This is a genomic window from Candidatus Roizmanbacteria bacterium, from assembly GCA_016700135.1.
Taxonomy (GTDB): Bacteria; Patescibacteriota; Microgenomatia; order UBA1406; family GWC2-37-13; genus UBA1450.
Window position 1 is genome coordinate 267944 of record CP065004.1, and the last position, 22832, is coordinate 290775.

The window sequence follows — 22832 nt, forward strand, 5'->3', positions numbered from 1 at the left end:
CATTATTATTTTTTACCGTAATTATGTCAAAGATAAAAGTCGGAATAAACGGGTTCGGACGAATCGGTCGGGCCTTCGCACGTATTGCCGCAATGCGCGATACATTTGAAGTTGTGCATATCAACACAAGAAAAACCCCTAATGAAATGCTTGCGTATCTGCTGAAATATGACTCGGTATATCGGACATTTGACAAAACGGTAAAAGCAACAGATGACGGTATTGAAATTGACGGAAGAAAAATCACAACCTCACAGTCTCCTGATCCTTCAGAGATTCCGTGGGAAGCGGCAGGTGTCGAAGTAGTAGTTGATGCAACAGGCGCTTTCACAACAACCGAAAAACTGAAACCTCATCTGAGAGGAACCGTCAAAAAAGTCGTGTTGTCCGCACCGGCAAAAGATGATGAGACGTTTCATGTAGTGCTCGGGGTCAACGAAGTTGACCACTCAAAAGAAATTATTTCCAATGCTTCCTGTACTACCAATTGTGCAGCGCCTCTCTTTAAGGTTCTCCATGATTCATTCGGAGTTTTGAGAGCACATCTGACCACCGCCCATGCCTATACACAGTCACAAAGCCTCATGGATGATGCAGGAAAAAATGAAGAACGGTCACGGGCTGCAGCTCTCAATATCATCCCGTCTTCAACGGGAGCCGCAAAAGCAGTCGGAAGAGTCATTCCGGAATTGAAAGGAAAAATGGACGGCATAGCCCTTCGTGTACCTGTTCCGACAGGATCTTTTACCGATATCTCAGCGGTTCTTGAGAAAGAAACTACAGCGGATGAAATCAATGAGGTTTTCAGAAAAGCGTCAGAACAGGAGCTTAAAGGAATTTTGGGATACACTGAAGATGTGATTGTTTCGTCAGACATCATCGGATCCACATTCTCATGTATTTTTGATCCTCACTATACAAAAGTCATTGACGGGACATTCGTCAAAATTTACGGCTGGTACGACAATGAGTGGGGTTACTCAACCAGACTGGTCGATCTGGTCGAAGCCGTTAGCAGTTCCATGCAATCATAATTCCCGGTACGTTTGTAGGGACATATACTTATGTCAGACATCCAATACATTGACGGCGTTGAAATCAAAGACAAACGAGTTCTGCTTCGAGTCGATTTCAATGTCAGTCTCAACCCGAATTATCTGACCATTGCCGATGATGCACGTATCAGACAGGCTATCCCCACAATTCAGTATCTTCTGAAAAACGGGAACAAATTGATTCTCGTATCCCATCTCGGGCGTCCCAAAGGCAAACCCGATCCGAAATACTCGATGAAGATTGTCTGCAATCAGCTCCATGAGTATCTCCCGGACAATCACATTACACTCATCAATGATTTTATTACCGAGCCTTCTTCCACCTTTAAACATCAGCAGAAAGATGAACTTTTTGTACTGGAAAACAGCCGGTTTTATCCCGGAGAAAAAGAGAATGATCCTGAATTTGCAAAGAAAATGGCATCTCTTGCTGAAGTGTTTGTGAATGATGCATTCGGTGTCAGTCATCGGGAAGATGCCTCCGTTGTGGGAGTTACCAAATTCCTCCCTTCATACGGCGGACTCCTTCTTAAGCGCGAGATTGAGATGCTTTCCAAAGCCTTGCACAAACCGGAAAAACCGTTTGTAGCCGCGATCGGGGGAGCAAAAATCGAGACAAAAATCAATGTTCTTGACCGCATGATGGAGCTTGCGGATCATCTTATCATTGGCGGTGCGCTCGCAAATACATTTCTTTTTGCGCAGGGCATCGATGTCGGGACAAGCCTTGTTGAAAAAGACAAAAAAGATCTTGCACAAAAACTTCTGTTTAAAGCGGCTCAAAACGATACATCTGTTATACTACCTTCGGATTGTGTAGTCGGATTACCGGACGAACTGGAGATTGGAGGGATGGTATGCAAAGTGACTGAAGTGCCGAAAGACAAGCAAATTCTGGATATCGGTCCCGAGACCAAAGCCAGAATCGGTACCATCATTGCGAAAGCAAAAACAATCGTCTGGAACGGACCGGTGGGATATTTTGAGAATATTCATTTCAGACAGGGTACTGATTTCATGTACTATGCAATCACCAACAATCCTGATGCGGTATCAATAGTAGGCGGCGGGGATACCCTGACTGCCATTTCAAAAAAAGAATATCTCGACAAAATCACTCATATTTCAACCGGCGGCGGCGCGATGCTTGAGTTTATCGAAAAAGGAACACTGCCCGGGATTGAAGCCCTGAAAAAATAGCTTGTAGGAAGTAGGCAGTAGGCCGTAAAAATGTACTCATTGCTACGGAATACAAGATCTCTACAAGCTACTACCTACCGCCTACAACCTAACACAATTATGGACAGAAATCTTGCACTGGAATTTGTACGAGTTACGGAAGCGGCAGCAATTGAAGCCGCACGATGGATCGGAAAAGGAGATAAAAAAAGTGCTGATGGTGCGGCAGTTGAAGCTATGAGATCACGGTTTCAGAATGTGGATTTTTCCGGAACCATTGTGATCGGAGAAGGAAAAAAAGATGAAGCCCCGGAGCTGTACGTCGGAGAGAAAGTCGGAACCGGCAAAGGTCCCGAGATGGATATCGCCGTTGATCCTCTTGAATGTACCGACAGTGTGGCCTACGGCCGGTACAATGCATTGACTGTCATCGCAACGGGACCGAAAGGAAGCCTTCTGAGCGCTCCGGATACATACATGGATAAAATTGCTGTCGGACCGGCAGCAAAAGGAACGATACGCTTGGATGCCTCAGTCGAAGAAAATATCCGTAACGTTGCCGAAGCACTTGAAAAGGAAGTCGGAGAAGTAACCGTCTCAATGCTTGACCGTCCGCGGAATGAAGAAATCATGAACAAAGTGCGGGCAGCAGGAGCACGATTACGCCTGATCACCGACGGAGATCTTGCTGTTGCGATAGCAACCTGCATGGATGAAAGTCCGATCGATATGCTCCTCGGGTCAGGAGGAAGCGCCGAGTCCGTTCTTGCCGCTTCAGCTCTGAAAATTCTCGGAGGGGAAATCCAGGTGAGACTAATGCCCCGGAATGATGCAGACCGTGAAGAAATGACTAAGATGGGTCTTGATGACAAAACGATTTACACAACGGAAGATCTGGCAAAAGGAGACAACCTGACTTTTACAGCAACCGGTGTCATTGAAGGCCCGCTTCTACCCGGAATTGTCTTTAATCCTCACTCTATCATCACACATTCAGTCGTGATGAGAAGTGTCTCAAAGACAGTCAGATATCTGACAACGTATCACCACGAGGACTAAGTCAACTTTTCAACTCGGCAACGTCACGAAGAATTTCAGAAGCGTGCTCTGCCGGTTTGACTTTTTCGTATACTTTCCTGATCATCCCCTCAGGATCGATCAGATAACTGATACGAAGAACTCCTTCAAATGATTTCCCCATAAATTTCTTTTCTCCCCACGCTTCATACTCCTGTATCGTTTTCTTTGATTCATCTGAAAGCAGCAGAAAAGGAAGATCATACTTTCCGATAAATGCAGCGTGAGACCTGGGTGAATCTTTTGAGATCCCGACCACAGATATATGTTCCTTTTCGAAAACATTGTATGCGTCCCGGAATCCGCAGGCTTCTTTCGTACAGCCCGGAGTATCGTCTTTCGGATAAAAATACAGGACATACCAGCGGCCGCTGAATTCCTCATTTGTATGAATGGTGCCTTTCTCATCAGGCAAAGAAAACGCCGGAGCCTTTGTGTTAGTTGCAAGTGCCATAATCGATATTTTGTAACTGATAACGATTTAGTATTAATTCTTACCGGGATTTTTTGAAATTTTTATCCCAGATTCATTCACCGCAAAGATAACGGATACATCATTGTAATTCAATACTAACGAAAGGAGGTGAAAACTATGAAAGATTATCAAGAATACACAAAAAGAAACGGAATGGATCCTATGATAGCGGGTGCATTTACGTTAGCAGGTCTTGCGATCGGGACGGCCGCAACTCTCTATCTTTCCAAAAAAGAAAACAGAGATAAAGCTCAGCAGAAAATTGCAGACTTGAAACATAAAGCTCAGGAGGCCTTCAGTCACATGAAAGCAAAAGGAGAAAAAGAGGCAGATGAGATGAAAACAAAAAGCCGTTCATTTGCGGCATAACACTTTAAATTCATAGCACATAACCGAGGCAATACGTCTCGGTTGTGTTGCTTCCCTTACGAACTCTTTACATCGTTCTGAGAGAATACCCTATGCAGGACTCCATGCAACCTTTTGACTGGTATCGTATATTTATCGGAGACTTATCTCTTCTTTTCACACTTGAAATAGTGTTCCGTACAGCATTTATGTATCTGTTTACGGTACTCATGGCCAGGCTTATCGGCAAGCGGGGAATGGCTCAGATTACTCCTTTTGAATTTATTGTCGTGATTGTACTCGGCTCTGCTACCGGTGATCCCATGCTGTACCCGAATGTTCCGCTCATTCACGGCATGGCTATTGTTACGACAATAGTTGTTCTGGAACAAGGGTATGCATATATTTCACAAAAAAGTGAAAAGATTGAGGAGTACGTAGAGAGCAGTCCGACGCTTATCATTAAAAAAGGACAAATTCTGAAGGGAACTCTTGAAGAAGTATCTTTTTCAAAAGAGAATCTTATGATGCAGCTTCGTCAACAGGGCATCACCGATCTCGGATATGTGAAAGAGGCCTACCTTGAACCTTCGGGAAAACTCAGTGTTTTTAAATATAAAAAAGCTCCGAAGCTCGTAAGAAAAACTAAACCGCAGCATACTAACGGATAACTTCAATTACCGTATCAATAAAACCGGGAGAGGTGACGGTTTTAAGTCCGTTCTTTTCAACCGACGGAAGCATGCTTTTACCGATTATCTTGTCTTTTCTCATCCAATATACATCTAAATCTTCAAAGGTATTTCTGTTCCAGAAAACTTGCGGCTGAGGAGTTTTGAAATAAAAAATCATACCGTCAAAATCAGCCGGTTTACGGACATACATCAAACCCTGCTGCCAGCGTTCCGGTGTATCCGCAACAACAAGGCGTAGTTCTCTTCCGTCCACTTCTTTCGTAATTACCTCATAGTCGTCCCACAATGCCCTGCCGTCTTTTTGAGCCTTGAAATTCTGTGCATAGAACCGGTATACGGCAACCATCAGTAAAACGATTGCAGCCGCAAGGGCAATCTTAATAACAATTTGCATATCATATAATAACAGTTTATAGACAACGCTATCTTTTATATTTATACTGTTGAAATGCCATCAGAAAAAAAAATTCATAAAAAACTTACCCAAAAACTTGCTGCCCGGAAATTACCCCCGTCAGACAAGCGCCTTTATGCAGAAACTTTCATTTACAGTTTGATTGTCTTAGCAGTCATTACGGCATATTATTTTGTGACACGACCGGAGTATGATATGCGGACTTTTAATCGCGGTATTGCCGACTTGTCATTTTTACTGATGGGTATTTCACTGATTTTGAGCAGTGTCTGTTATTTCTGGAACTTTGCTGATCATTTCATTATTTATCGTAAACATTTGGGACTCATCGGTTTCGGATATATGATCCTGCATATCGTTATTTCACTCTTCTACTCAGCATATCAGCCGTTTTTGTTGTATTACCTGAAAGACAGTCAGATTGTTTCGTTTAGTGCAGCACTTACTGCAACCGGTATTTTTACTTTAATGGCGGTTATTTCCAATCGTTTTTCGATTCAGAAAATCGGGCCGCATCGGTGGAGACTTATCATGAGGGTAGGATATATCGCATATGTCATGGCACTTATTCACTTTGCCTTGCGCGGATGGCCGTACTGGATGTTATGGCTTTCAGGGAAAAGCACATCACTATTCCCCTCATTTGGGCTTCTCGTATTTGTCTTCGGGTGCATTGTTGTATTGATGAGGATCGTGCTTTTTGCCGCGACAATCAATAAAAAGGAGTAACGATCATTCTTTTCCGGCTCCGATCACAGGCTTGATGACAGTCATAAGAAGAAGAACTACGAATGCGATGACCGCAAACATCCCGAACTGTGCCGGCGAAACGGAACTCACATAAAAGACCTTTTGCAAAGCAGGAATTGAGACAATGCTGAATTGTGTAACAAAAGGAAGTGCAAAGGCCAGGAAAAAGATCGGAGAAAGAAGTTTGCCGAAATGAGTGAAGAGGTTTCTTTTGGAAAGCCATACATCGGCCAGAATAAATGACTGGATCAGTGCAAGTACACTGAATGCTGCCGTATTCGCAAGCATTCTGTTGACGTCATAGAACCAGAAGAATGTCACGAGAACAATGGTCGAAGCTACAGCGCCTACGGCAAAAATGTACCACAGGTCGATTCCGTCAAGAAGCTTCAGTTTTTTCTCAGGTTTCCGTTTCATCACATGCGGATCACGCGGCGAGAAAGCAAGCGCCAAAGCCGGTATTCCGTCGGTCACCAGATTGATGTACAAAAACTGGATCGGATAAAAAATATGAGGAAATCCAAGCAACAGCCCGACTATAAGAGACAGTGCCTCAGTCACATTGCAGGAAAGCAGATACGTGATCGCATTACGCAGATTTTTAATGATATTTCTTCCTGACTCGATCGCATCAACAATAGTTGCGAAGTTGTCATCGGTGATGACCATATCTGCCGTTTCACGTGCGACATCGGTCCCGACTTTCCCCATTGCGACCCCGACATCGGCTTGTTTGAGCGCAATAGCATCGTTTACACCGTCTCCCGTGACGGCGACAATCTCACCGCACTTCTGATAAAGCGAAACGATCTGATGTTTATGAAACGGTGTAACACGTGCAAATACCCGCACTTCCGGAAGAATTTTGAGCAGATCTTCATCTATCATATGATCAAGCTGCTTACCCGTCAGAACTCTGTGATCTTTTTCCATGAGGCCTGATTCCAGCGCGATTGCTGCTGCCGTTTTTTCATTGTCACCGGTGACCATAACGACCTGGATGCCCGCACTGTGAGCGCGCTTGATCGCATCAACAATTTCCGGACGCGGAGCATCATAGATTGCAGTCATGCCGATAAAAATCTGCTTTTCGATTTTTTCCCCGTTGCCTTCCTTGTATGAAAATGCCAGCACCCGTAACCCCTGTTCTGCCCAGGTTTCGAGTACCTCCGAAATCTCTTCCTTCATCTGTTTTGTGAGAGATACGATTGTATTATTTACAAGGATATGTTCACAAAGCTCCAGTATAGATTCCGGGGCCCCTTTGCTGAGAGTATAAGATTCATCTTTTTGCGAGACTTTCACCGTCATTCTTTTACTGACACTGTCAAACGGGATCTCTTCAACCAGCTTCCAGGTATCCCTGATTGCTTCAGGAATACTTTCCGATTCCTGCGCAAGATACAGGAGTGCACCTTCAGTCGGATCACCGACCATATGGAATCCCTCACCGTTTTCCTTCGGCGTCAGCTTTGCAGTTGAGCAAAGCACGGAATTGAGAATAAGTTTTCTAAAGGCCTCTGATTTTTTGTTCTGATGGGTGTCTTTCTGGATTTTTCCGTCAAAATAGAGCTCCTTGACACGCATTTTGTTTGTAGTGAGTGTCCCTGTTTTATCGGTCGCAATCAGAGTGATACTGCCCAATGCCTCAACCGCAGTCAATTTACGGACAATTGCTTTGCGTTTTGCCATTTCTTTCACACCGATTGAAAGGGTGATAGTCATGACGGCCGGAAGCCCTTCCGGAACTACCGCGACCGCAAGTGAGATTGCCAAAAGGAATGCGGCAAAGTATGCCGATCCCTGGAATGTTGCAAGGAAAAATACGACAAGAGAAGCGACAATCCCGATGATACCGATGACTTTTGTTACCGATTCCAGTTTGGTCTGAAGGGGACTTTTTGCTTCTTCGATATTTGCAAGCTTACTGGCAATTTTACCGAAATGCGTCTGCATGCCGGTGGCTGTGACCTCCGAATATCCTCTTCCCCTTGTCACAATAGTGCCCATAAACGCTTCGTCTTTTACTTTCTTCGAAACTCCCATCGATTCTCCTGTCAAAGCAGCTTCATTGACCTCCAGATTGACGCTCTCGCGGATGATGCCGTCGGCCGGGACTTTTACCCCTTCTTCGATAAAAATAAAGTCTCCGGGCACAAGCAAATGACTGTCAATTTCGATCTCCCTACCGTCCCGTATCACGCGGATTTTCGTGACAGTCATTTCCTTCAATGCCGCCAGAGCTTCATTTGCCTTATATTCCTGATACACTCCGAAGAGTGCGTTGAGGATGACAATTGCTAAAATAAGTGCCCCGTCAATCGGTTCGCCGATAAAAAAGGAAAGGAGTGCGGCTACAAAAAGAAGTACGGTTAAAAAATTGTTGAGCTGCTGATACAGAATGACAAAGAAATTTTCCTTCTTTTGTTCTTCGATTACATTTTGACCGTGTATTTTCAGCAGTTCTTCAGCCCGTTCAGTTGTTAATCCGCGCATAGGAGATGACAATATCAATAATATATTCTTTACAGTGTATCAAATTTCAGTTCATTTTATATACCCTTCTGCTTTCATACTGAGATATTTTTCACCGGTGACAATCACGTGATCTAGTATTTCAATGCCCAAAATATTTCCTGCTTCTGCAAGTTGAGCTGTAATTTTGATATCGGCATCAGATGGTGTGGGATCTCCTGACGGATGATTGTGTGCGACAATAATTGCTGCCGATTTATACGAAATTGCCGGCTCAAATACTTCCCTCGGGTGGACAAGGCTTGCACTCAGAGTACCGATTGAAATGATTTCCTTTCTCATAAGCTGATTCCGGGCGTTTAGCAGAAAGGCTACAAAATGCTCTTTTGCTTTTGACCGTATCTCTCTCAGCTGATCAGATACATCAGAAGGCGAGTTGATTGTCACTTCTTCATGCGATACTGCAGAATACAACCGTTTGCCGATTTCAAAAGCGGCAATAAGTGAGGCGGCTTTGCTTTGTCCCAATCCGTTAATACGCCCTAACTCACTCAAAGTCATTGAAGTGAGGCCCTCGATTTGTTTTCCGTCCAGTATTTCCCGTGATAAATCCAAAACGTTTTTCTTGGAGATACCAGTCCGAAGAAGCAGTGCGATTAACTCATAATCTTTGAGCTGAGCTGCTCCGAACCTTTTCAGTTTTTCCCTGGGAAGGATATGTGTCGGTACAAGCTTGTTATTCATATGTAATTACACACATATTATCATATATGTTTTCTTTTTTCCCTTGCGTGTATACTAAGAGTGTGAAAAACCGTATTCTTTCACTCTTATTGTTATTCTTTGTAGTTATTTCCCCACTTTTTTCGCCTGTTCAGGCACAGCGGATCGCTGAATGTGATGCCTGCGGTTACTGCAACGGCAGAACACCTCCCGAGAACTGGGCATCATGTGCTGAGTGCTTGTATCCTGTGGAGTATGGTACGAATCATGACCCAAAGGCCAATTTGACTCTTAAAATCAATGAAGATCGTGCAGCTGAGAATTTTAATAAGCCGCCCGTTCCCGCTTCCGGGAAATATTACACTCAACTCGGATGCCTGAATACGGGTCTGGGATCTTTTACGAACATCAGCTCCGCAGGGGGTGTCTTAAACTTTCTTCTTAATTATCTGATTTTTCCTGCTGCCGGAGTACTGGCATTTATGACCATTATTTACGGGGCATTTCTTTTGGTGACTGCTCAGGGTGACCAATTTAAAATCGCACAGGGTAAACGACTGGTTACGAGTGCCGTCATCGGCCTCATTTTTACCTTCTCAGTCGTTCTGATCATCAATCTCATCGGCGCAAATATTCTGAAAATTCCCGGTCTTCAGGAAGATGAGGCATCCCAGGATTTCGCAAAAATCAAACTGGCAATCGAAAAGCTCAGCGATGCCACAGGACAGCTTCCCAATCATCTGGATCCGAATATCTGTGTCCACAATCCTGAAGTCTTCATCGACAATGAGCGGGCCGGCCTTATTGCAACTGACGGGACTTTTCCCAATTGGAAAGGGCCATACCTTACGGATGCAGATGTGACGGATCAATACGGTAAGGCATACTATCTCGACTCGGATTACAGATGTCGTCCTGATGTAAAAGGCTGTGAAACGGTGAATTTTGAATATAATAAATACGATAGAATCACCGGAGGGAGAAGCAAGTTTGTGCGCGCCATTGTATCATTCGGAAAAGACAAAGAATCGAATTATTGTAATATCACGACTCAGTATATCTGTCGCGACAACAACCGGAGCTGTCAGCCTTTGAACAGTAATACCTGCCGGGATGACAGTAATCAGACATATACCTGCAACAATATTGAAGAACGCACCTGTCCCCGCACTGATGCAGACAATACGGTACTTGTATTGTGCGGATGGTAAAAGAAGATCTGTCGGGACGGCGAGACTCGAACTCGCGACCTTACGCTCCCAAAGCGTACGTTCTAGCCATCTGAACTACGTCCCGAATAATGACCCTTATTGTATCAGCTTTACCTCCGTTTGTATAGATTCCACCGCTCTTGATGTACAATGAATACTTATGACAAAAAATGTCAAACTATGGCAGCTGTACATCGTTCCTTTTTTGGTCATCCTGGCGATGATGGTTGCCGAACTGGCGAAGACCGAATACGCAAAGCACCTGCCGTTTGACCAAATCGCCAAAGAGACCAATGCTCTGGCCGAAATCGATTACAGAAGTATGCAGCGGGCCACCGTTTCACGTGTCATTGACGGTGACACAGTAGAGCTTGAGACGGGAGAAAAAGTCAGATACATCGGAGTGGATACACCGGAAACAAAGCATCCCAACAAACCAGTACAGTGTTTCGGCAGGGAAGCCGCACAAAAAAACAAGGAACTTGTCGAAGGGAAGGAAATCCTTCTTGAAAAAGATGTCTCGGAAACTGACCGGTACGGCAGACTGTTGCGATACATTTATCTCCCCAATCCTGAAGCGACCGATGAGGCCATTTTCGTAAACGAACTTCTGATTGAGCAGGGCTTTGCTCAGGTGATCACCTATCCTCCGGATGTGAAGTACCATCCGCTCCTTCTTCAAGCTCAGCAGCAGGCACAATCTGAAGAAAAGGGCTTATGGGGCTCCTGCAACTAATCTTTGATATACCAGACAGCAAGAAGAGTTGTCAAAGGGACCGCCGATACTATCCCGATACTACTGACCAATGTACGAACAATTTCCGTAGCAACGATCTCCATATTCATCACATCAGAAAGCGTTCCGAACTGGGAACTTGAAAACAGTACAAAAAGCGGAAGTGATGCACCGACATACACAAGAACTAATGTATTTACCAGCGATGCAATGTGATCATGTCCGACGTCCATGGATTCCCGAAACAGCTCCCACCTCGAGAACTTCGGATTCGCTTTCTTGAGCTTTGATACGATTGAAGTCTGAGATATTGTAATATCGTCCAAAACCCCCATCGCACCAATGATAATACCGGCAAGAAGAAGTGCCTGGATGTTGATAGTATCTCCCTGCTGTGCTGTTATGAAGGTCGCCTCTTCTGCCGAATATCCCGTCAGTTTTGCCAGATTTACAAAGACAACGGCTAAAATGGCAGTGAAAACCAGTGCCAAAAAGGTACTGATAACAGCGATCGTCGTTTTCCGTTTAATGCCGTGTGAAATATAAAAGGTGATAGGGATGACAAGAAGGGAAGCAACTAATGAAATCAGTATCGGATTATTGCCGAGAAGAATCTGCGGTACAATCATCTGTGCGATGATGAGAAACGAGAATGCCATCCCGAGAAACGAAAAGAACCCTTTCCTACGTCCTATCACAACAACAACTCCTAAGAAAAGGAAGAATAGTGCGGCAAGCGGCCACAGCCTGAACTGATCGACAATTATCACCTGTTCCCGACCTCCGGGACCCTCTATGAAATTTACAAGCACCTGATCACCTTTATGCAGACCCTGATTTTCAATCTGCTTTTCATCAAACTGCAAGACCTGCAGCTCCTGTCCGGCACGATCACCTTCACTGATCTCCACCACAATATTCCCGTTTGACAATTCGGTAATCGTCGCCCGAATCGGATCCTGATTTTGCGCATGCACGGAGCCCGGTAAAAAAATATTCCAAAGGAAGAAAAAAACGGTAAGGCAACTTAGAATTCGTTTCATAATGTTAGGCATCAACTCCGACTGCTTCGGATATGTTCTCAAAACCGTCTTCTTTCATCATGTCGACAAGACCGTGATTGATTTGTGATATCCGCTGCGGCCCTTCATAAATCATGCCGGTGATCATCTGAACGAGAGTCGCACCGTATCTGATCTTGCGGTAGGCATCTTCCGGTGTGAATACTCCGCCGCAGCCTATGATGACAAACCTTTCTCCGAATTCACGGTACGCCAGTTTTATCAGTTCGTTCGAGCGTCTGAAGGTCGGCTTTCCGCTGAAATTTCCTTTTCCGGCTTGTGCAATCTCATCTTTGTGAAAGGATCCGTCTTTCCGGTCCTTTTGAAGATTTCCGAAAATGACGCCGGTTATATACTTGAACGATGAAATTGCTTTCAGCATCCCCCGTACCTCTTCATCGGTCTTTTCAATCGGCATTTTGACAAATACCGGCTTGCTTAGCTTGACCTTTTCGACTGCCTTTAGAAGTTTCTTCAAATTTTCAGGCGGATAAAGACTCAGATTCCCTTTCAGATTGGGACAACTAATGTTGAGTTCATAATAACTGTTTTTCAGTTTTGATTTTTCGAATTTTTTAAAAGCCTGAACGATGTCATCAACGGCTTTTTCAAGAGTGTTTGTCTCTTCCGTATTTGTTCTTCCGACACTTATCCCCACGGGAAACTCAAATTTTTTTCCTTCAAATTTTTCAATGATATGGTCAGCACCCGGATTACGGAATCCTTTGTTGACGAGAAGTGACTGCGATTTCGGAAGTCTGCCGAGGCGAGGCGATGCATTTCCTTCACAGGGTTTGTTGCTGATAGTTCCCACCGTCTGAAAACCGAATCCGACAGCCGGGAGAATTCCGGTAAATACGGCGTTGTAATCATATCCGGCGGCAAGACCGATGGGATTATCGAACCGGATTTTCCCGATTTTTACCTGAAGTTTTGGATTTTGGTACTTGAAAAAATGTGTAAAGATGCGTCTTATCACGGGGATATTTCCGAATATCGGTCCCCAGAACATCGCCTGTTCATGGACAAATTCAGCGGGAAGCAGGAAGAAAAAGGGCTTTACGGCCAATTTATACAAAAATTCTATTTTGGCAAGCACGAAGGAACGGTATTCTTTCTGAAACCGCATTCGGACCACGATATACAGAAAGGTACTGGTCAAGGCCGAAAGTAAGCAGTACTGACACAATGCTCCGATGATGCCTATCTGAATATATACGAAATACAGTGAAAAAATGAAACCGAGTGCGGTTTGAAAAAAAAGTAGACGCTTGTAAAAAGCACTTTCAGAAGTAAATGACAGCCACGCAAAATAGCCGATCGCAGCATACTGAATGATACCCCAGATCGCAAGCGGAACCCCGAACATGATTGAGTATTCGCTCCGGAGTACGGTTCCGCAGTCTCCCAAAAACCCGATATGACAGGTCGCCAGCGGTTCATAAAAATGTTTGTAAGTGAGATAGCTTGCATCGATCAATCCGATCAGCACTGCAATAAATATTGCAAGTTGAAGGTTTTTGTGGAGTTTTGACATGTCTTATTGTACCACCAATTCGCGGCGGATTTGATCATTCTTGAGCGTGCGATTCGACAAGCAGCTGGGTGATAAGACCGATGACCGCAGTCAGAATGAAGGCGAATATCCAGTTGCACAACGCGTATACAAGCAACACAATTGCAGCAACAGTAAGGAATCCGTGAAGAAGTATTCTTACAAGTCGTTTTATTCTTTTCCCAAAGCCATAGAACAAGACTCCGATTGCTCCGTATATCAATATGACGAGCCACCACCACGAAGCATTCTGACAGATATCATCCTGTTCGCCGAGTATATTTTCAGAAGGCTCTTCGGGAGTCGGTGTAGGCCTGCCTGCTTCAGTATTTTCTTCATCTTCCGAGATTCCGAACGCCGATCTCACGCTCCTTACGAGTGACCGAAAGGCATTTGACTGCACCGCTCCTAATACTTCTCCTGTCCCGCCGCCCGGATTGGATGTACTTTGCGAGGTGCTTCCCCCACCTCCGGAGTTGGAAGATCCCTGCTGTGGAGTGGGTGTGTTTGTCGGGGTGGGCGTATTGGTAGGTGACTGGGCGATGTATCCGATATCAAGATCAAAACCCGTGCTTTTTCCCTGATAGTCGTTCCCGACATCTCTCATCGTAACCGTGTAGTGATATGTTATCGTATCACCGGGAAGAATCGTCCCCAACCCGATCTCGCCGCCGTCATACAAGTCCTGAAGAGTGCCTGTCCATAATACGCTTCCGTCAGATTGCCGGCTGACTTCAAGATCCAGAACAGCTGCAATATTCTCACCGGGTGAAGTAGAAATATTCCGGGCTGCCTGTCCGAGATATTTAAGCTCTCCGCTTGTATTGGTAACTGTCACTGGTTTAATTTCTGAACGGGTTGGATACCAGATTATGGATGAAGAAAAGAGTGGTTCGTCAAGTGTGACAGTAATATTTGCAGAAGTCTTTGTTACTGCATCGACTTTCGATGCCACAACGAACAAAAAAAAGAATAAGAGAATTCCCCTAACAAAATTCCGCATGTTTAGAATGAACTTGTTAATGTTCTTACGTCTCCCTGAGCATTAGTGAATGTGACTTCAAGTAAAAATTGATTAGTATTTTCATCATAGGTGCATATTCCATCTGAACAGGTCGCGAGGTCAATGTCAGGACTTTGGTAATGGTTTTGTCCCGATACATCTACTAAACTCGGACCGATGCCTTGCTCCTTATCATAAGCAATGTAGGTAAGGGTATATTCCATCTGTGTGAATGCACCTATATTTGAAAGACTGAATGAGACCGTTTTACCGTCTTCCCTTTTCGCAAAGTAATTTATTTCCGGGGGCAAAATAACTGCTTCAGAAAATGCCGATGCAATACGAAGTGACGGATCGTTTTCAGAAAGATTCTCTGCACGCGGCGTGCCGTAATTGCTTCCTTCAACATCCCAAAACCCGACATTATTGCAACCGTCAGATATACGGGTGTGCCAGCCTGTTGTCGGGTCACTGTTTCTTTCCATCGATTGGAAAAGTGGCGGTCCGTCAACTCCCGCAGCCCAGTTCCCTGTAGGCGTCTGATCGACTAAAACATGTGTGCTGTCATACAGGGAAATCACTTCCCCTGTCTGTAGAAATGAAAGATTTGCCGTCGGCTGATCAAGGACAATGCTATTATGAAGAGCCGATTGAGGACTATTGGGATTGTAATTACTGACGAGGTAATACCCGTTTGGTGCGATGCTTCCTGTCAGTGTGATAATACTTGACCCTGCGCCCGCTCCTGTAAAATACCATCCTGACAGATTTACGGTCTCATTTGTCATATTTCTGAGTTCGATCCATTCATCATTATCATGAGCGCTGGATCCCATCCACATGATTTCATTGATGACGACTGTTCCCGTAACATCCGGCTCTTCTTCCTCGACCTCCCAAACACCGGCGGCCATAGAAACGCTTGCGGATTCGGTATCGATATATGAAGAACTCGTCCCGGGTATTCGGGGAAGTGCTAGCAGTATTATCAGTATGAGCAGCTTGAGTACATGGGTTTTCATTTTTTCTTGTTATTTTTTTTCTTAAACAGTTTGCGCTCAATTTTTTCTTCCGTAGATTTTATCTCATCCTGCACCTCCATAACCTCCATGCCTACGGCCACTTCTGCATTTTCTATGAGCGACAGTTTTCTCTTTTTTCTTTCCCTGAGAAGTCTGATTGCTTCATTTTTGATAGTCATCAGTTCGCTATAAATGATGATCGTGGCAGGAATGACTACAAGAGCGATAAGACCTGTTTGAGTTTTGGCAAAAGCTATCGGATAACCTAGATATGGAACTGAGAGTATAACTTTCCCTTTTACTGACCCTGAAGGCACTTCAACTCCATCTGGTACGTCATTCGCATCTCCTTTTGTTGTAAAAGTCGTTTCTTGATCAGTATTAACACCGATAATTCTATGAGTTACTGTCTCGTTGTTCGCATCAGCAAATGTAATTATGTCTTCCTTTTGATATTTTTCGAACTGTCGAACAAAGACCACACTTTTTGTCATAATTACTGGTTCCATTGAACCTGACTCAACAACATACATCTTCACGCCACCAGGAATATCAAGTACTGACGCAGCAGAGAAGACAGCTATCACGATAAGCAGTACAACTACAAAGTTGTATATAATTTTTGATATTTTTTTTAAATTATTCATTTAATAGTTAAATTCTCTCTTGGAGAGGAGATGCATCTCCTCTCCATTGACAAAATTCAACATCATTGACCAGTTGTTTGTCCGAGTTCGAATGTCATATCAATTGACATATCATCACCCATCGCTTTACTGTCATCTGAAGTTGACCACCAATCAAAGATTGCAGTGACACAGGCATTCTGACCAGCATTAAGGGCTGTATTTAGCTCATAACTACTGGCAAGACCATTTACGAGTCCATTGTAAAATGTGGTATCTCCAGTTCCAACCCATCCATTACAATCCAAGTCGTTAAATAGTCTTACATTGACAACATCTTGAAGTTCTCCTTCGTCAAGACCAGGATTACCACAACTGGTATCTCCCGCCTCTTGTTCAGGTTCAAGACATGAATTTTCATTGTTGGTTACAACAATGTTTTCAAGGTCAATATATCCATTGACTGTTCCGACATTTTGCAAATTGAAAGTACCTTTCGGTTGACTTCCCGGTTTCATATTTGTGACATTGAATTTTGCTGAAGTCAAAGGATTCTCTGAGTCTACAGCAAGGTCAAGTGTCCCGGATGCAAAAGTATTACCGGCACTAGTTTCTGTATCAATGAAATACGCACGAGTCGCTCCAACAGCTGAAGTTGCCACAAGAGCAATTGTCATGATACTTGCAAGAATTTTTTTCATTTTATGTACGCACCCCCTTTCTAATGAAGATAGAAAACAATCATGTCGGTTCTGTCAAGGAAAGTACACATTTACTACACACTATTTTGACTTGTATTTGTTTACTATATGACCTGCTACCTGGCGCCCCATGTCGACTGCGAAGTTCGTTCCGCGATCCCAGGGATACACCTGTTGGATGTTTGCCAGATACATATTTTCTATAGGAGTATCAAAAGGCAGGACTTTTTCGGAGAAATTCGGGGTTACTATCGGCTGCGCAAACGGGACTTTAAATACGGTTATATCTTTGAGGGCGGAACGATACTGAAAATTTAGTTTTTTGAGGTACGGATCATAGATCTCAAGCAGTTCTTTGGGTGATTTCGAGAAATATTCATGATCATGCGGCAGGTAATTCCCCACGTACACGATATGCCTGTTATTGTAGTGTTCTTTTTCAATAAGATTAGTATGCTCCACAACCGCCAGAAATGGATACTCTTTTTCGCAGATACTGAGCCAGTAGACATCCGTATCAAAAAACGGTTTGTCCATCTCCAAAACCATATTGACGGCACCGATCCCTTCGAATGACAGCAGCTTTTCATGATATTCATCAGGAAGGTCAGGAGTCATCTTCGAAAACAGAATATTCGGGACCGTGACAATCACGGCATCATATTCATAAGTTGCGCCGTTAATTTTCACAACTGCTTTGCCGTCTTTCTGAGCCAGTTTGTGTGTCGGAGTATTGTATCTTATCACCCCGCCGCGTTCTTCTATCTTTTCAGCCAGAACCTCCACCATGTTCTGGAATCCGCCTTCAGGATATCCGAGTTGCGGAGACCGTGCCTTCACCCGTGCCCAAAACCATGCGAGTGAAATATCTTTATAAAACGGGCCAAATTTGGAGACCATCAGAGGTTCCCACAACATACGGTATGACTTCTCTCCCATGTTTGCCAATAACCAATCGTGCGCTTTATACTTTTCAATTTCCCTCCAGTCGGCCAAGTACCGCAGATACCCCAGGACTGCTCCCATGCGAAGCCTCTCAGCAATACTCAATTTCGGGAACTCCATCACTTTGAGAGGAGAATCCAGTTGATAAATATTTCCGTCAACCAGAGATGATGTATTCGGGCGAAAGAATCGGAAATCGACTCCGATCTGTTTTGCAAGATCTCTGATTGCTTTGTCAGAAGTAAATATATGATGGTAGTGCTTTTCAAGTGCCCAGTCCCATTCCTCTTTTTTGTATCCGATAGCAAGCCCTCCCGGTTCGGACTCTTTTTCATAAACCGTAATATCAATATTCTCTTTTTGCAGTTCGTAGGCTGCTGAAAGGCCGGTAAAGCCTGCTCCGATGATTGCGATATGCATTTCATAATATTACCAGATTATTATCAAACTGCATCAAAAAAGCGGATGCTACAATATCAATACCATGACTACTGCAAAATCAAAACAGCAACGGCTTGATGAACTGGCAAAGCTGATCGGAAAATGCAGTGAATGTAAAAAGGATACCGTCGGAAAGCTTGTTTTCGGAGAAGGCAATCCCGATGCAGATGTCATGTTTGTGGGAGAGGCTCCGGGGAAGCAGGAAGCGGTAAGCGGAAGGCCCTTTATCGGACGCTCGGGTAAACTTTTGCGCTCCATGATCCGCAGTATCGGACTTAAAGAACAAAACGTATATATCACCAGTCCCGTAAAGTATCTCCCTAAGAGGGGTACGCCGAGTAAAAAGCAGATAGATCATTCCCGAGAAAAGTTCATGCAGCAAGTTGCTATCATTGATCCTCAAATCATGGTACTTCTGGGGAAAACTGCCGTTTCAGCCGTGCTCGGAAAAGATATTCCTATCTTGAAACAGCGCGGAACTGTCATCGAAGAAAATAACCGCCGGATTTTAATCACTCTTCATCCTGCTGCAGTGCTCCGTTTCCCAAATAAGTACCGGGATTTTTTTACCGATGATTTCCGTAAAATCAAATCCCTGATAAGCACTCCTTGACAACTGTTTTTCTTTCTAGGTATTATGAAGTATGGCATTAACAAAACAACAAAAAGCGCGCATTCTGAGACATACGGGAGAAATGGCATTTATTGCTGCCGTTATTGTAATCCTGTGGGCTTTGACTTCAATCGCAAAATCACAGGGATTCTGAGATCTCAGTTGTCCTGATCTTACCTTATTCTAAAGCGTCTGTTACGGCGTCTTCATTTCTTTGAGATATCCTCTATCTATTGAAAATTCTAATTTCCTATGGCCAAAAAGAACCAATTTCCGGCCCAGCATCAGGAGCAAAAACCCGGAAGAGAATACAAAATGTCACCCGCTCCGGATTTTGAAAAAGAAGACGTACACTGCCGCCGTCTCGAAGGCAAAACGGCAATTATTACCGGCGGTGACAGCGGAATCGGACGTGCCGTGGCAGTTCGGTTTGCTCAGGAGGGTGCCAATGTCGTAATCGCATATCTTGAAGAGGATACCGATGCCGAAGAAACCCGGAAACAAGTACAGCAGGAAGGAAAACAATGTCTTCTGATAAAAGGAGACTTGACAGAACACTCGCTTAGCGAAACGATTGTGAAAAAAGTTTTGGAGGAATTCGGAAGTATTGATATTTTGGTAAATAACGCCGCATATCAGGAAGAGCAAACCGATTTTTTGAATATCACTCCGGAACAGTGGAAGAAAACGTTTGAAACAAATATATATGCCTATTACTATCTCACACATGCCGCACTGCCTCACATGAAAGCCGGTGATGCCATCATCAATACTACTTCGGTCACAGCCTATCGCGGCAGTTCACATTTGGTAGATTATTCCTCAACAAAAGGGGCAATCGTTTCCTTTACCCGATCTCTTGCTCTCAATCTTGCTCCGAAAAAAATACGCGTAAATGCCGTAGCCCCCGGGCAGATTTGGACCCCGTTTATCCCTTCCACGTTCCCCGCAGAGCAGGTAAAAACGTTTGGGACTGACGTCCCGCTCGGACGTGCCGGACAACCTGAAGAAGTAGCTCCCGCATTTGCGTTCCTTGCTTCAGACGATGCCACCTATATCACCGGACAGGTCATACACCCCAACGGCGGTGAGATCGTGAATGCATAAAAAAACCCAAGGTCTTCTCCTTGGGCTTTTTACTACACGTCGTCCCCTTGACGTTAGTCATATTTTTCTATGAGATACGGAAGTATCCTGAGTGTCTCCGGCGGCAATTTCTTACACTCTTTCCCGTTTCTTACAATTCCTTTGTTAGAATATAAGCGGTATGTAAGGTGCGATAAAGAATGTTTAAATGCAACCATTTTTATTAAGGAAAATTTATAAGTTATAACCATAATAGATTACACCTTTAAGGATTGTGGAAATATCTTATTAACAATTTGTAAGAGAATAAATACTTATGTCAATGATCTACTCAATACTGATTATCGAAGATGATGAAGGGATTCGCACATATCTCAAAGAGCTCCTTCTTGATAACGGATTCAATGTACTAACTGCTGAAGACGGAATTACCGGACTGAAAATTATTAAAAAATCAGTGCCGGACCTGGTACTTTTGGACCTCGGACTGCCTGATATGAGCGGAGAAAGCATCTGTCAGCAAATTAGAAAAGAGTTTGACGATCTTCGTGTCATCATTTTGACTGCAAAAGACACACCGCACGACATCATTCAGGGCTTGAATTTAGGTGCTGATGATTACCTCACCAAACCGTTTGTTGCGGATATCCTTCTTGCCCGAATTCATGCACGGCTCCGAAGAAAAAGCGGAGATGACTCGAAATTGAAAATAGGGGATCTTGAACTGGACACCAAAACTCTTGAAGTACGACGGGGAGAGAAAAAGATTCCTCTTACCCCTCAGGAACTCAAACTGCTGCAGTACATGATGCAGAACAAAGGCAGAATTCTCACAAGAGATATGATTCTGAACCGTCTCTGGCTTTCTGCGGTAGATATCGAAACCCGTATCGTAGATGTCTATATCGGATATCTCAGGAAAAAAATAGATAAAGGATTCGACCAGAAACTTATTCACTCAGTCCGCGGTTTCGGATACATGATAAAGGAACCGAGTGTTGAGGAATCAGAATAAGAAGCGTGACTGTATGATATCACCCACCGGCGGAGAAACAAATCTCCGTTTCTCCCTCGGTTTCTTCCGTTCCCGGATTTCAGGACGGAACGGGTGGGCATCTCGGGTAATTTGCTCACTTTTTTGCTCTGCAAACAAAACCGTTTTCACGGATGAGTTTTCGATGATATTCAACATAGAAGTATAAATAAATTGACAACTCTCATATACTAGATGCCGATTATGAACGGAATATCTGTGGTTGATCAAAATGGTGTAAATCCCTTCTTACAAATCCCTTATTGCTCTCTTATACCGTTCCAATGCTTCAAATATATTATGAGATCATAAACTCATATCAGTTTAACTTTTATATCTATGGAACTCATGTTATGGATACTCTTAGGAATAACCGCTGGATGGCTTGCATCAATCATTCTGGGCACGCACGCCACACAAGGTCTGGTAACCGATATTATTTTAGGGACAGTGGGTGCCGTCGTCGGAGGTTTACTGCTCAATCTGATCGGTCAACCGGGAATTATCGGTTTTAATATTTACAGTATTTCCGTGGCAACGCTCGGAGCTATCGTACTGATCTGGTTTGGAAGAATGATAAATTCACCGGCAAAATAATTATTATGGAAAGACGATTACAAATTCATAACACGCAATATCGCGGCAAGCACGACGTACATCTGCTTTTTGTAATGCTGCTTACGGTGATGGGAGCACTCACATTCCTAACAGTGATAGTACCCGATGGGGATCTGGCAAGCGATCTGCCATATGAAATCTCCCGTACACCTTGATTTATACTCTGAAGAACGTACCTACCAAATATGCGATCACAGCCGAAACACTCCCTATGAGCACAATCTCTCCAATAGAGCGGATGGGATTCAGCTTGGTAACCTGCAGTTTGAGAATGCCGAGAAGAAGAAGTGCAATGCCCGTTGCTATGATTGCAAGTAAAAATGCATAGGGATAGTTGGGATTAATGATGTACGGCAAAAGCGGAATAGCTCCGAAAAACGTAAACGACATAAATGTAGCCAGCCCGGTAAAAAAGGGATTTTCCTGACGTAAGTCCTCCATCTCAAGCTCATATTTCATCATAAAATTCACCCAATACTGAGGATTGGTGGCATAGATCTCCACAAGCTGTACCGCATCAGGTTCACTGAAGCCCTGCTGTTTCAGTATCTCAACAGACTCAGCCATTTCCATACGGGGATTGTTCTCAACTTCGTATCGTTCTTTCGCTTCTTCCTGTGAATACCTATCCTGCTCAGACCGTATCGAAAGGAAGTTCCCCAAGGCCATAGATGAAGCATCTGCAAACAGATTCGCCAGCCCGAAAAGAAGCACCGTCATAGCGCCCAATCCGCCGACATGCATACCCGCATTTGCTCCGGCAAATCCGGCCACAACAGCAAAAGTCGTGACAATGCCGTCGACACCTCCATAGACAATTTCTTTGAGATATTGAGAAAAAGGGGACATTTTATGTTCTTCCTGAAGATGTTTTTGCAGATCTCTGTTCGTGTATTCCATACCTCTATTCTAGCACATTTTACGTAATAAACTGAAAAAGCCCCACACGCGCGGGATAAACCACACGTGTGAGGCAGAAACAAGCAGAT

The 22832-nt window shown here is 44.0% G+C and carries 25 protein-coding genes and 1 tRNA gene; 12 read left to right on the plus strand and 14 right to left on the minus strand.

Annotated features, from left to right (window positions below):
• Nucleotides 1–23 precede the first annotated feature (23 nt).
• The 3 genes from gap to glpX all read left to right on the plus strand — a co-directional run bounded on the left by gap (nt 24) and on the right by glpX (nt 3293).
• Nucleotides 24–1034 carry a type I glyceraldehyde-3-phosphate dehydrogenase gene (gap, locus tag IPM65_01535; GenBank protein QQS44261.1) on the plus strand — a complete coding sequence of 337 codons (1011 nt, stop codon included), beginning with the start codon at nt 24–26 and terminating at the stop codon, nt 1032–1034.
• Nucleotides 1035–1064: 30 nt separating this feature from the next.
• A complete protein-coding gene (locus IPM65_01540) occupies nt 1065–2255 on the plus strand; it encodes a phosphoglycerate kinase (GenBank protein ID QQS44262.1) in 1191 nt (396 codons plus the stop codon).
• Between the two features lie 99 nt (nt 2256–2354).
• Nucleotides 2355–3293 carry a class II fructose-bisphosphatase gene (gene glpX / locus IPM65_01545; GenBank protein ID QQS44263.1) on the plus strand — a complete coding sequence of 313 codons (939 nt, stop codon included), beginning with the start codon at nt 2355–2357 and terminating at the stop codon, nt 3291–3293.
• 1 nt (nt 3294) lies between these two features.
• Here glpX and bcp read toward each other — a convergent pair whose 3' ends face one another.
• Nucleotides 3295–3765, minus strand: coding sequence for a thioredoxin-dependent thiol peroxidase (bcp, locus tag IPM65_01550; GenBank protein QQS44264.1), 471 nt, complete (start codon nt 3763–3765; stop codon nt 3295–3297).
• Between the two features lie 138 nt (nt 3766–3903).
• Between bcp and IPM65_01555 the strand changes: the two genes are divergently transcribed.
• Nucleotides 3904–4155 carry a YtxH domain-containing protein gene (locus tag IPM65_01555; protein ID QQS44265.1) on the plus strand — a complete coding sequence of 84 codons (252 nt, stop codon included), beginning with the start codon at nt 3904–3906 and terminating at the stop codon, nt 4153–4155.
• 104 nt (nt 4156–4259) lie between these two features.
• The gene (locus IPM65_01560) at nt 4260–4805 is read left to right on the plus strand and encodes a DUF421 domain-containing protein (GenBank protein QQS44266.1); all 546 of its coding nucleotides are present in this window, start codon (nt 4260–4262) and stop codon (nt 4803–4805) included.
• Here IPM65_01560 and IPM65_01565 read toward each other — a convergent pair.
• Nucleotides 4795–5223: a DUF192 domain-containing protein gene (locus IPM65_01565; GenBank protein ID QQS44267.1), complete on the minus strand. Its 429-nt coding sequence runs from the start codon at nt 5221–5223 to the stop codon at nt 4795–4797. The genes IPM65_01560 and IPM65_01565 overlap by 11 nt on opposite strands.
• Before the next feature lie 54 nt (nt 5224–5277).
• Between IPM65_01565 and IPM65_01570 the strand changes: the two genes are divergently transcribed.
• Entirely contained in the window at nt 5278–5973 is a 696-nt protein-coding gene (locus IPM65_01570) for a ferric reductase-like transmembrane domain-containing protein (GenBank protein QQS44268.1), read from the plus strand.
• 3 nt (nt 5974–5976) lie between these two features.
• On the opposite strand, the gene IPM65_01575 is transcribed toward IPM65_01570, so the two are convergent.
• Nucleotides 5977–8490, minus strand: a complete 2514-nt coding sequence (locus tag IPM65_01575) for a cation-translocating P-type ATPase (protein QQS44269.1) — start codon at nt 8488–8490, stop codon at nt 5977–5979.
• Nucleotides 8491–8541: 51 nt separating this feature from the next.
• Nucleotides 8542–9213, minus strand: a complete 672-nt coding sequence (gene radC, locus IPM65_01580) for a DNA repair protein RadC (protein QQS44270.1) — start codon at nt 9211–9213, stop codon at nt 8542–8544.
• 62 nt (nt 9214–9275) lie between these two features.
• Here radC and IPM65_01585 point away from each other — a divergent pair, with 62 nt between their 5' ends.
• Nucleotides 9276–10403, plus strand: a complete 1128-nt coding sequence (locus IPM65_01585; protein QQS44271.1) for a hypothetical protein — start codon at nt 9276–9278, stop codon at nt 10401–10403.
• Between the two features lie 11 nt (nt 10404–10414).
• Here IPM65_01585 and IPM65_01590 read toward each other — a convergent pair.
• A tRNA-Pro gene (locus IPM65_01590) sits at nt 10415–10488 on the minus strand.
• Between the two features lie 75 nt (nt 10489–10563).
• Here IPM65_01590 and IPM65_01595 point away from each other — a divergent pair.
• A complete protein-coding gene (locus IPM65_01595; protein QQS44272.1) occupies nt 10564–11139 on the plus strand; it encodes a thermonuclease family protein in 576 nt (191 codons plus the stop codon).
• On the opposite strand, the gene IPM65_01600 is transcribed toward IPM65_01595, so the two are convergent.
• The 7 genes from IPM65_01600 to IPM65_01630 form a co-directional block, all read right to left on the minus strand.
• Nucleotides 11136–12182 (minus strand): YibE/F family protein, encoded by a 1047-nt coding sequence (locus IPM65_01600; protein QQS44273.1) that lies wholly within the window; start codon nt 12180–12182, stop codon nt 11136–11138. The genes IPM65_01595 and IPM65_01600 overlap by 4 nt on opposite strands.
• 4 nt (nt 12183–12186) lie before the next feature.
• The gene (locus IPM65_01605; protein ID QQS44274.1) at nt 12187–13737 is read right to left on the minus strand and encodes a quinone-dependent dihydroorotate dehydrogenase; all 1551 of its coding nucleotides are present in this window, start codon (nt 13735–13737) and stop codon (nt 12187–12189) included.
• Nucleotides 13738–13771: 34 nt separating this feature from the next.
• Entirely contained in the window at nt 13772–14758 is a 987-nt protein-coding gene (locus IPM65_01610; GenBank protein ID QQS44275.1) for a hypothetical protein, read from the minus strand.
• Between the two features lie 2 nt (nt 14759–14760).
• Nucleotides 14761–15780: a lamin tail domain-containing protein gene (locus IPM65_01615; GenBank protein QQS44276.1), complete on the minus strand. Its 1020-nt coding sequence runs from the start codon at nt 15778–15780 to the stop codon at nt 14761–14763.
• A complete protein-coding gene (locus IPM65_01620) occupies nt 15777–16427 on the minus strand; it encodes a signal peptidase I (GenBank protein QQS44277.1) in 651 nt (216 codons plus the stop codon). Before IPM65_01620 ends, IPM65_01615 begins: the two co-directional genes overlap by 4 nt.
• 62 nt (nt 16428–16489) lie before the next feature.
• Entirely contained in the window at nt 16490–17107 is a 618-nt protein-coding gene (locus IPM65_01625) for a hypothetical protein (protein ID QQS44278.1), read from the minus strand.
• An 81-nt stretch (nt 17108–17188) separates the two neighbouring features.
• Nucleotides 17189–18472 carry an NAD(P)/FAD-dependent oxidoreductase gene (locus IPM65_01630; GenBank protein ID QQS44279.1) on the minus strand — a complete coding sequence of 428 codons (1284 nt, stop codon included), beginning with the start codon at nt 18470–18472 and terminating at the stop codon, nt 17189–17191.
• Between the two features lie 64 nt (nt 18473–18536).
• Between IPM65_01630 and IPM65_01635 the strand changes: the two genes are divergently transcribed.
• The 3 genes from IPM65_01635 to IPM65_01645 all read left to right on the plus strand — a co-directional run bounded on the left by IPM65_01635 (nt 18537) and on the right by IPM65_01645 (nt 21207).
• Nucleotides 18537–19106 (plus strand): uracil-DNA glycosylase, encoded by a 570-nt coding sequence (locus tag IPM65_01635; protein QQS44280.1) that lies wholly within the window; start codon nt 18537–18539, stop codon nt 19104–19106.
• Nucleotides 19107–19358: 252 nt separating this feature from the next.
• Nucleotides 19359–20213 carry a glucose 1-dehydrogenase gene (locus tag IPM65_01640; protein ID QQS44281.1) on the plus strand — a complete coding sequence of 285 codons (855 nt, stop codon included), beginning with the start codon at nt 19359–19361 and terminating at the stop codon, nt 20211–20213.
• Between the two features lie 295 nt (nt 20214–20508).
• Nucleotides 20509–21207 carry a response regulator transcription factor gene (locus IPM65_01645; protein QQS44282.1) on the plus strand — a complete coding sequence of 233 codons (699 nt, stop codon included), beginning with the start codon at nt 20509–20511 and terminating at the stop codon, nt 21205–21207.
• Here IPM65_01645 and IPM65_01650 read toward each other — a convergent pair.
• A complete protein-coding gene (locus IPM65_01650; GenBank protein QQS44283.1) occupies nt 21199–21384 on the minus strand; it encodes a hypothetical protein in 186 nt (61 codons plus the stop codon). The genes IPM65_01645 and IPM65_01650 overlap by 9 nt on opposite strands.
• 180 nt (nt 21385–21564) lie before the next feature.
• On the opposite strand from IPM65_01650, the gene IPM65_01655 reads away from it, so the two are divergent.
• Nucleotides 21565–21822, plus strand: a complete 258-nt coding sequence (locus IPM65_01655) for a GlsB/YeaQ/YmgE family stress response membrane protein (protein QQS44284.1) — start codon at nt 21565–21567, stop codon at nt 21820–21822.
• A gap of 177 nt (nt 21823–21999) precedes the next feature.
• Here the strand turns inward: IPM65_01655 and IPM65_01660 are convergent, their stop codons facing one another.
• On the minus strand, nt 22000–22743 hold the full coding sequence (locus IPM65_01660) for a VIT1/CCC1 transporter family protein (GenBank protein QQS44285.1): 744 nt from the start codon (nt 22741–22743) through the stop codon (nt 22000–22002).
• Nucleotides 22744–22832: the final 89 nt, after the last annotated feature.

Excerpts from the sequence above, each read along its gene's own strand:
- IPM65_01610 (QQS44275.1), bottom strand. The coding sequence starts at position 14,758 with ATGCGGAATTTTGTTAGGGGAATTCTCTTATTCTTTTTTTTGTTCGTT.
- IPM65_01570 (QQS44268.1), top strand. The coding sequence starts at position 5,278 with ATGCCATCAGAAAAAAAAATTCATAAAAAACTTACCCAAAAACTTGCT.
- IPM65_01575 (QQS44269.1), bottom strand. The coding sequence starts at position 8,490 with ATGCGCGGATTAACAACTGAACGGGCTGAAGAACTGCTGAAAATACAC.
- IPM65_01555 (QQS44265.1), top strand. The coding sequence starts at position 3,904 with ATGAAAGATTATCAAGAATACACAAAAAGAAACGGAATGGATCCTATG.
- glpX (QQS44263.1), top strand. The coding sequence starts at position 2,355 with ATGGACAGAAATCTTGCACTGGAATTTGTACGAGTTACGGAAGCGGCA.
- IPM65_01620 (QQS44277.1), bottom strand. The coding sequence starts at position 16,427 with ATGAATAATTTAAAAAAAATATCAAAAATTATATACAACTTTGTAGTT.
- gap (QQS44261.1), top strand. The coding sequence starts at position 24 with ATGTCAAAGATAAAAGTCGGAATAAACGGGTTCGGACGAATCGGTCGG.
- IPM65_01660 (QQS44285.1), bottom strand. The coding sequence starts at position 22,743 with ATGGAATACACGAACAGAGATCTGCAAAAACATCTTCAGGAAGAACAT.
- IPM65_01565 (QQS44267.1), bottom strand. The coding sequence starts at position 5,223 with ATGCAAATTGTTATTAAGATTGCCCTTGCGGCTGCAATCGTTTTACTG.
- IPM65_01655 (QQS44284.1), top strand. The coding sequence starts at position 21,565 with ATGGAACTCATGTTATGGATACTCTTAGGAATAACCGCTGGATGGCTT.
- IPM65_01645 (QQS44282.1), top strand. The coding sequence starts at position 20,509 with ATGTCAATGATCTACTCAATACTGATTATCGAAGATGATGAAGGGATT.
- IPM65_01615 (QQS44276.1), bottom strand. The coding sequence starts at position 15,780 with ATGAAAACCCATGTACTCAAGCTGCTCATACTGATAATACTGCTAGCA.
- IPM65_01635 (QQS44280.1), top strand. The coding sequence starts at position 18,537 with ATGACTACTGCAAAATCAAAACAGCAACGGCTTGATGAACTGGCAAAG.
- IPM65_01630 (QQS44279.1), bottom strand. The coding sequence starts at position 18,472 with ATGCATATCGCAATCATCGGAGCAGGCTTTACCGGCCTTTCAGCAGCC.
- IPM65_01595 (QQS44272.1), top strand. The coding sequence starts at position 10,564 with ATGACAAAAAATGTCAAACTATGGCAGCTGTACATCGTTCCTTTTTTG.
- bcp (QQS44264.1), bottom strand. The coding sequence starts at position 3,765 with ATGGCACTTGCAACTAACACAAAGGCTCCGGCGTTTTCTTTGCCTGAT.
- IPM65_01605 (QQS44274.1), bottom strand. The coding sequence starts at position 13,737 with ATGTCAAAACTCCACAAAAACCTTCAACTTGCAATATTTATTGCAGTG.
- IPM65_01540 (QQS44262.1), top strand. The coding sequence starts at position 1,065 with ATGTCAGACATCCAATACATTGACGGCGTTGAAATCAAAGACAAACGA.
- IPM65_01560 (QQS44266.1), top strand. The coding sequence starts at position 4,260 with ATGCAACCTTTTGACTGGTATCGTATATTTATCGGAGACTTATCTCTT.
- IPM65_01640 (QQS44281.1), top strand. The coding sequence starts at position 19,359 with ATGGCCAAAAAGAACCAATTTCCGGCCCAGCATCAGGAGCAAAAACCC.
- radC (QQS44270.1), bottom strand. The coding sequence starts at position 9,213 with ATGAATAACAAGCTTGTACCGACACATATCCTTCCCAGGGAAAAACTG.
- IPM65_01600 (QQS44273.1), bottom strand. The coding sequence starts at position 12,182 with ATGAAACGAATTCTAAGTTGCCTTACCGTTTTTTTCTTCCTTTGGAAT.
- IPM65_01650 (QQS44283.1), bottom strand. The coding sequence starts at position 21,384 with ATGTTGAATATCATCGAAAACTCATCCGTGAAAACGGTTTTGTTTGCA.
- IPM65_01625 (QQS44278.1), bottom strand. The coding sequence starts at position 17,107 with ATGAAAAAAATTCTTGCAAGTATCATGACAATTGCTCTTGTGGCAACT.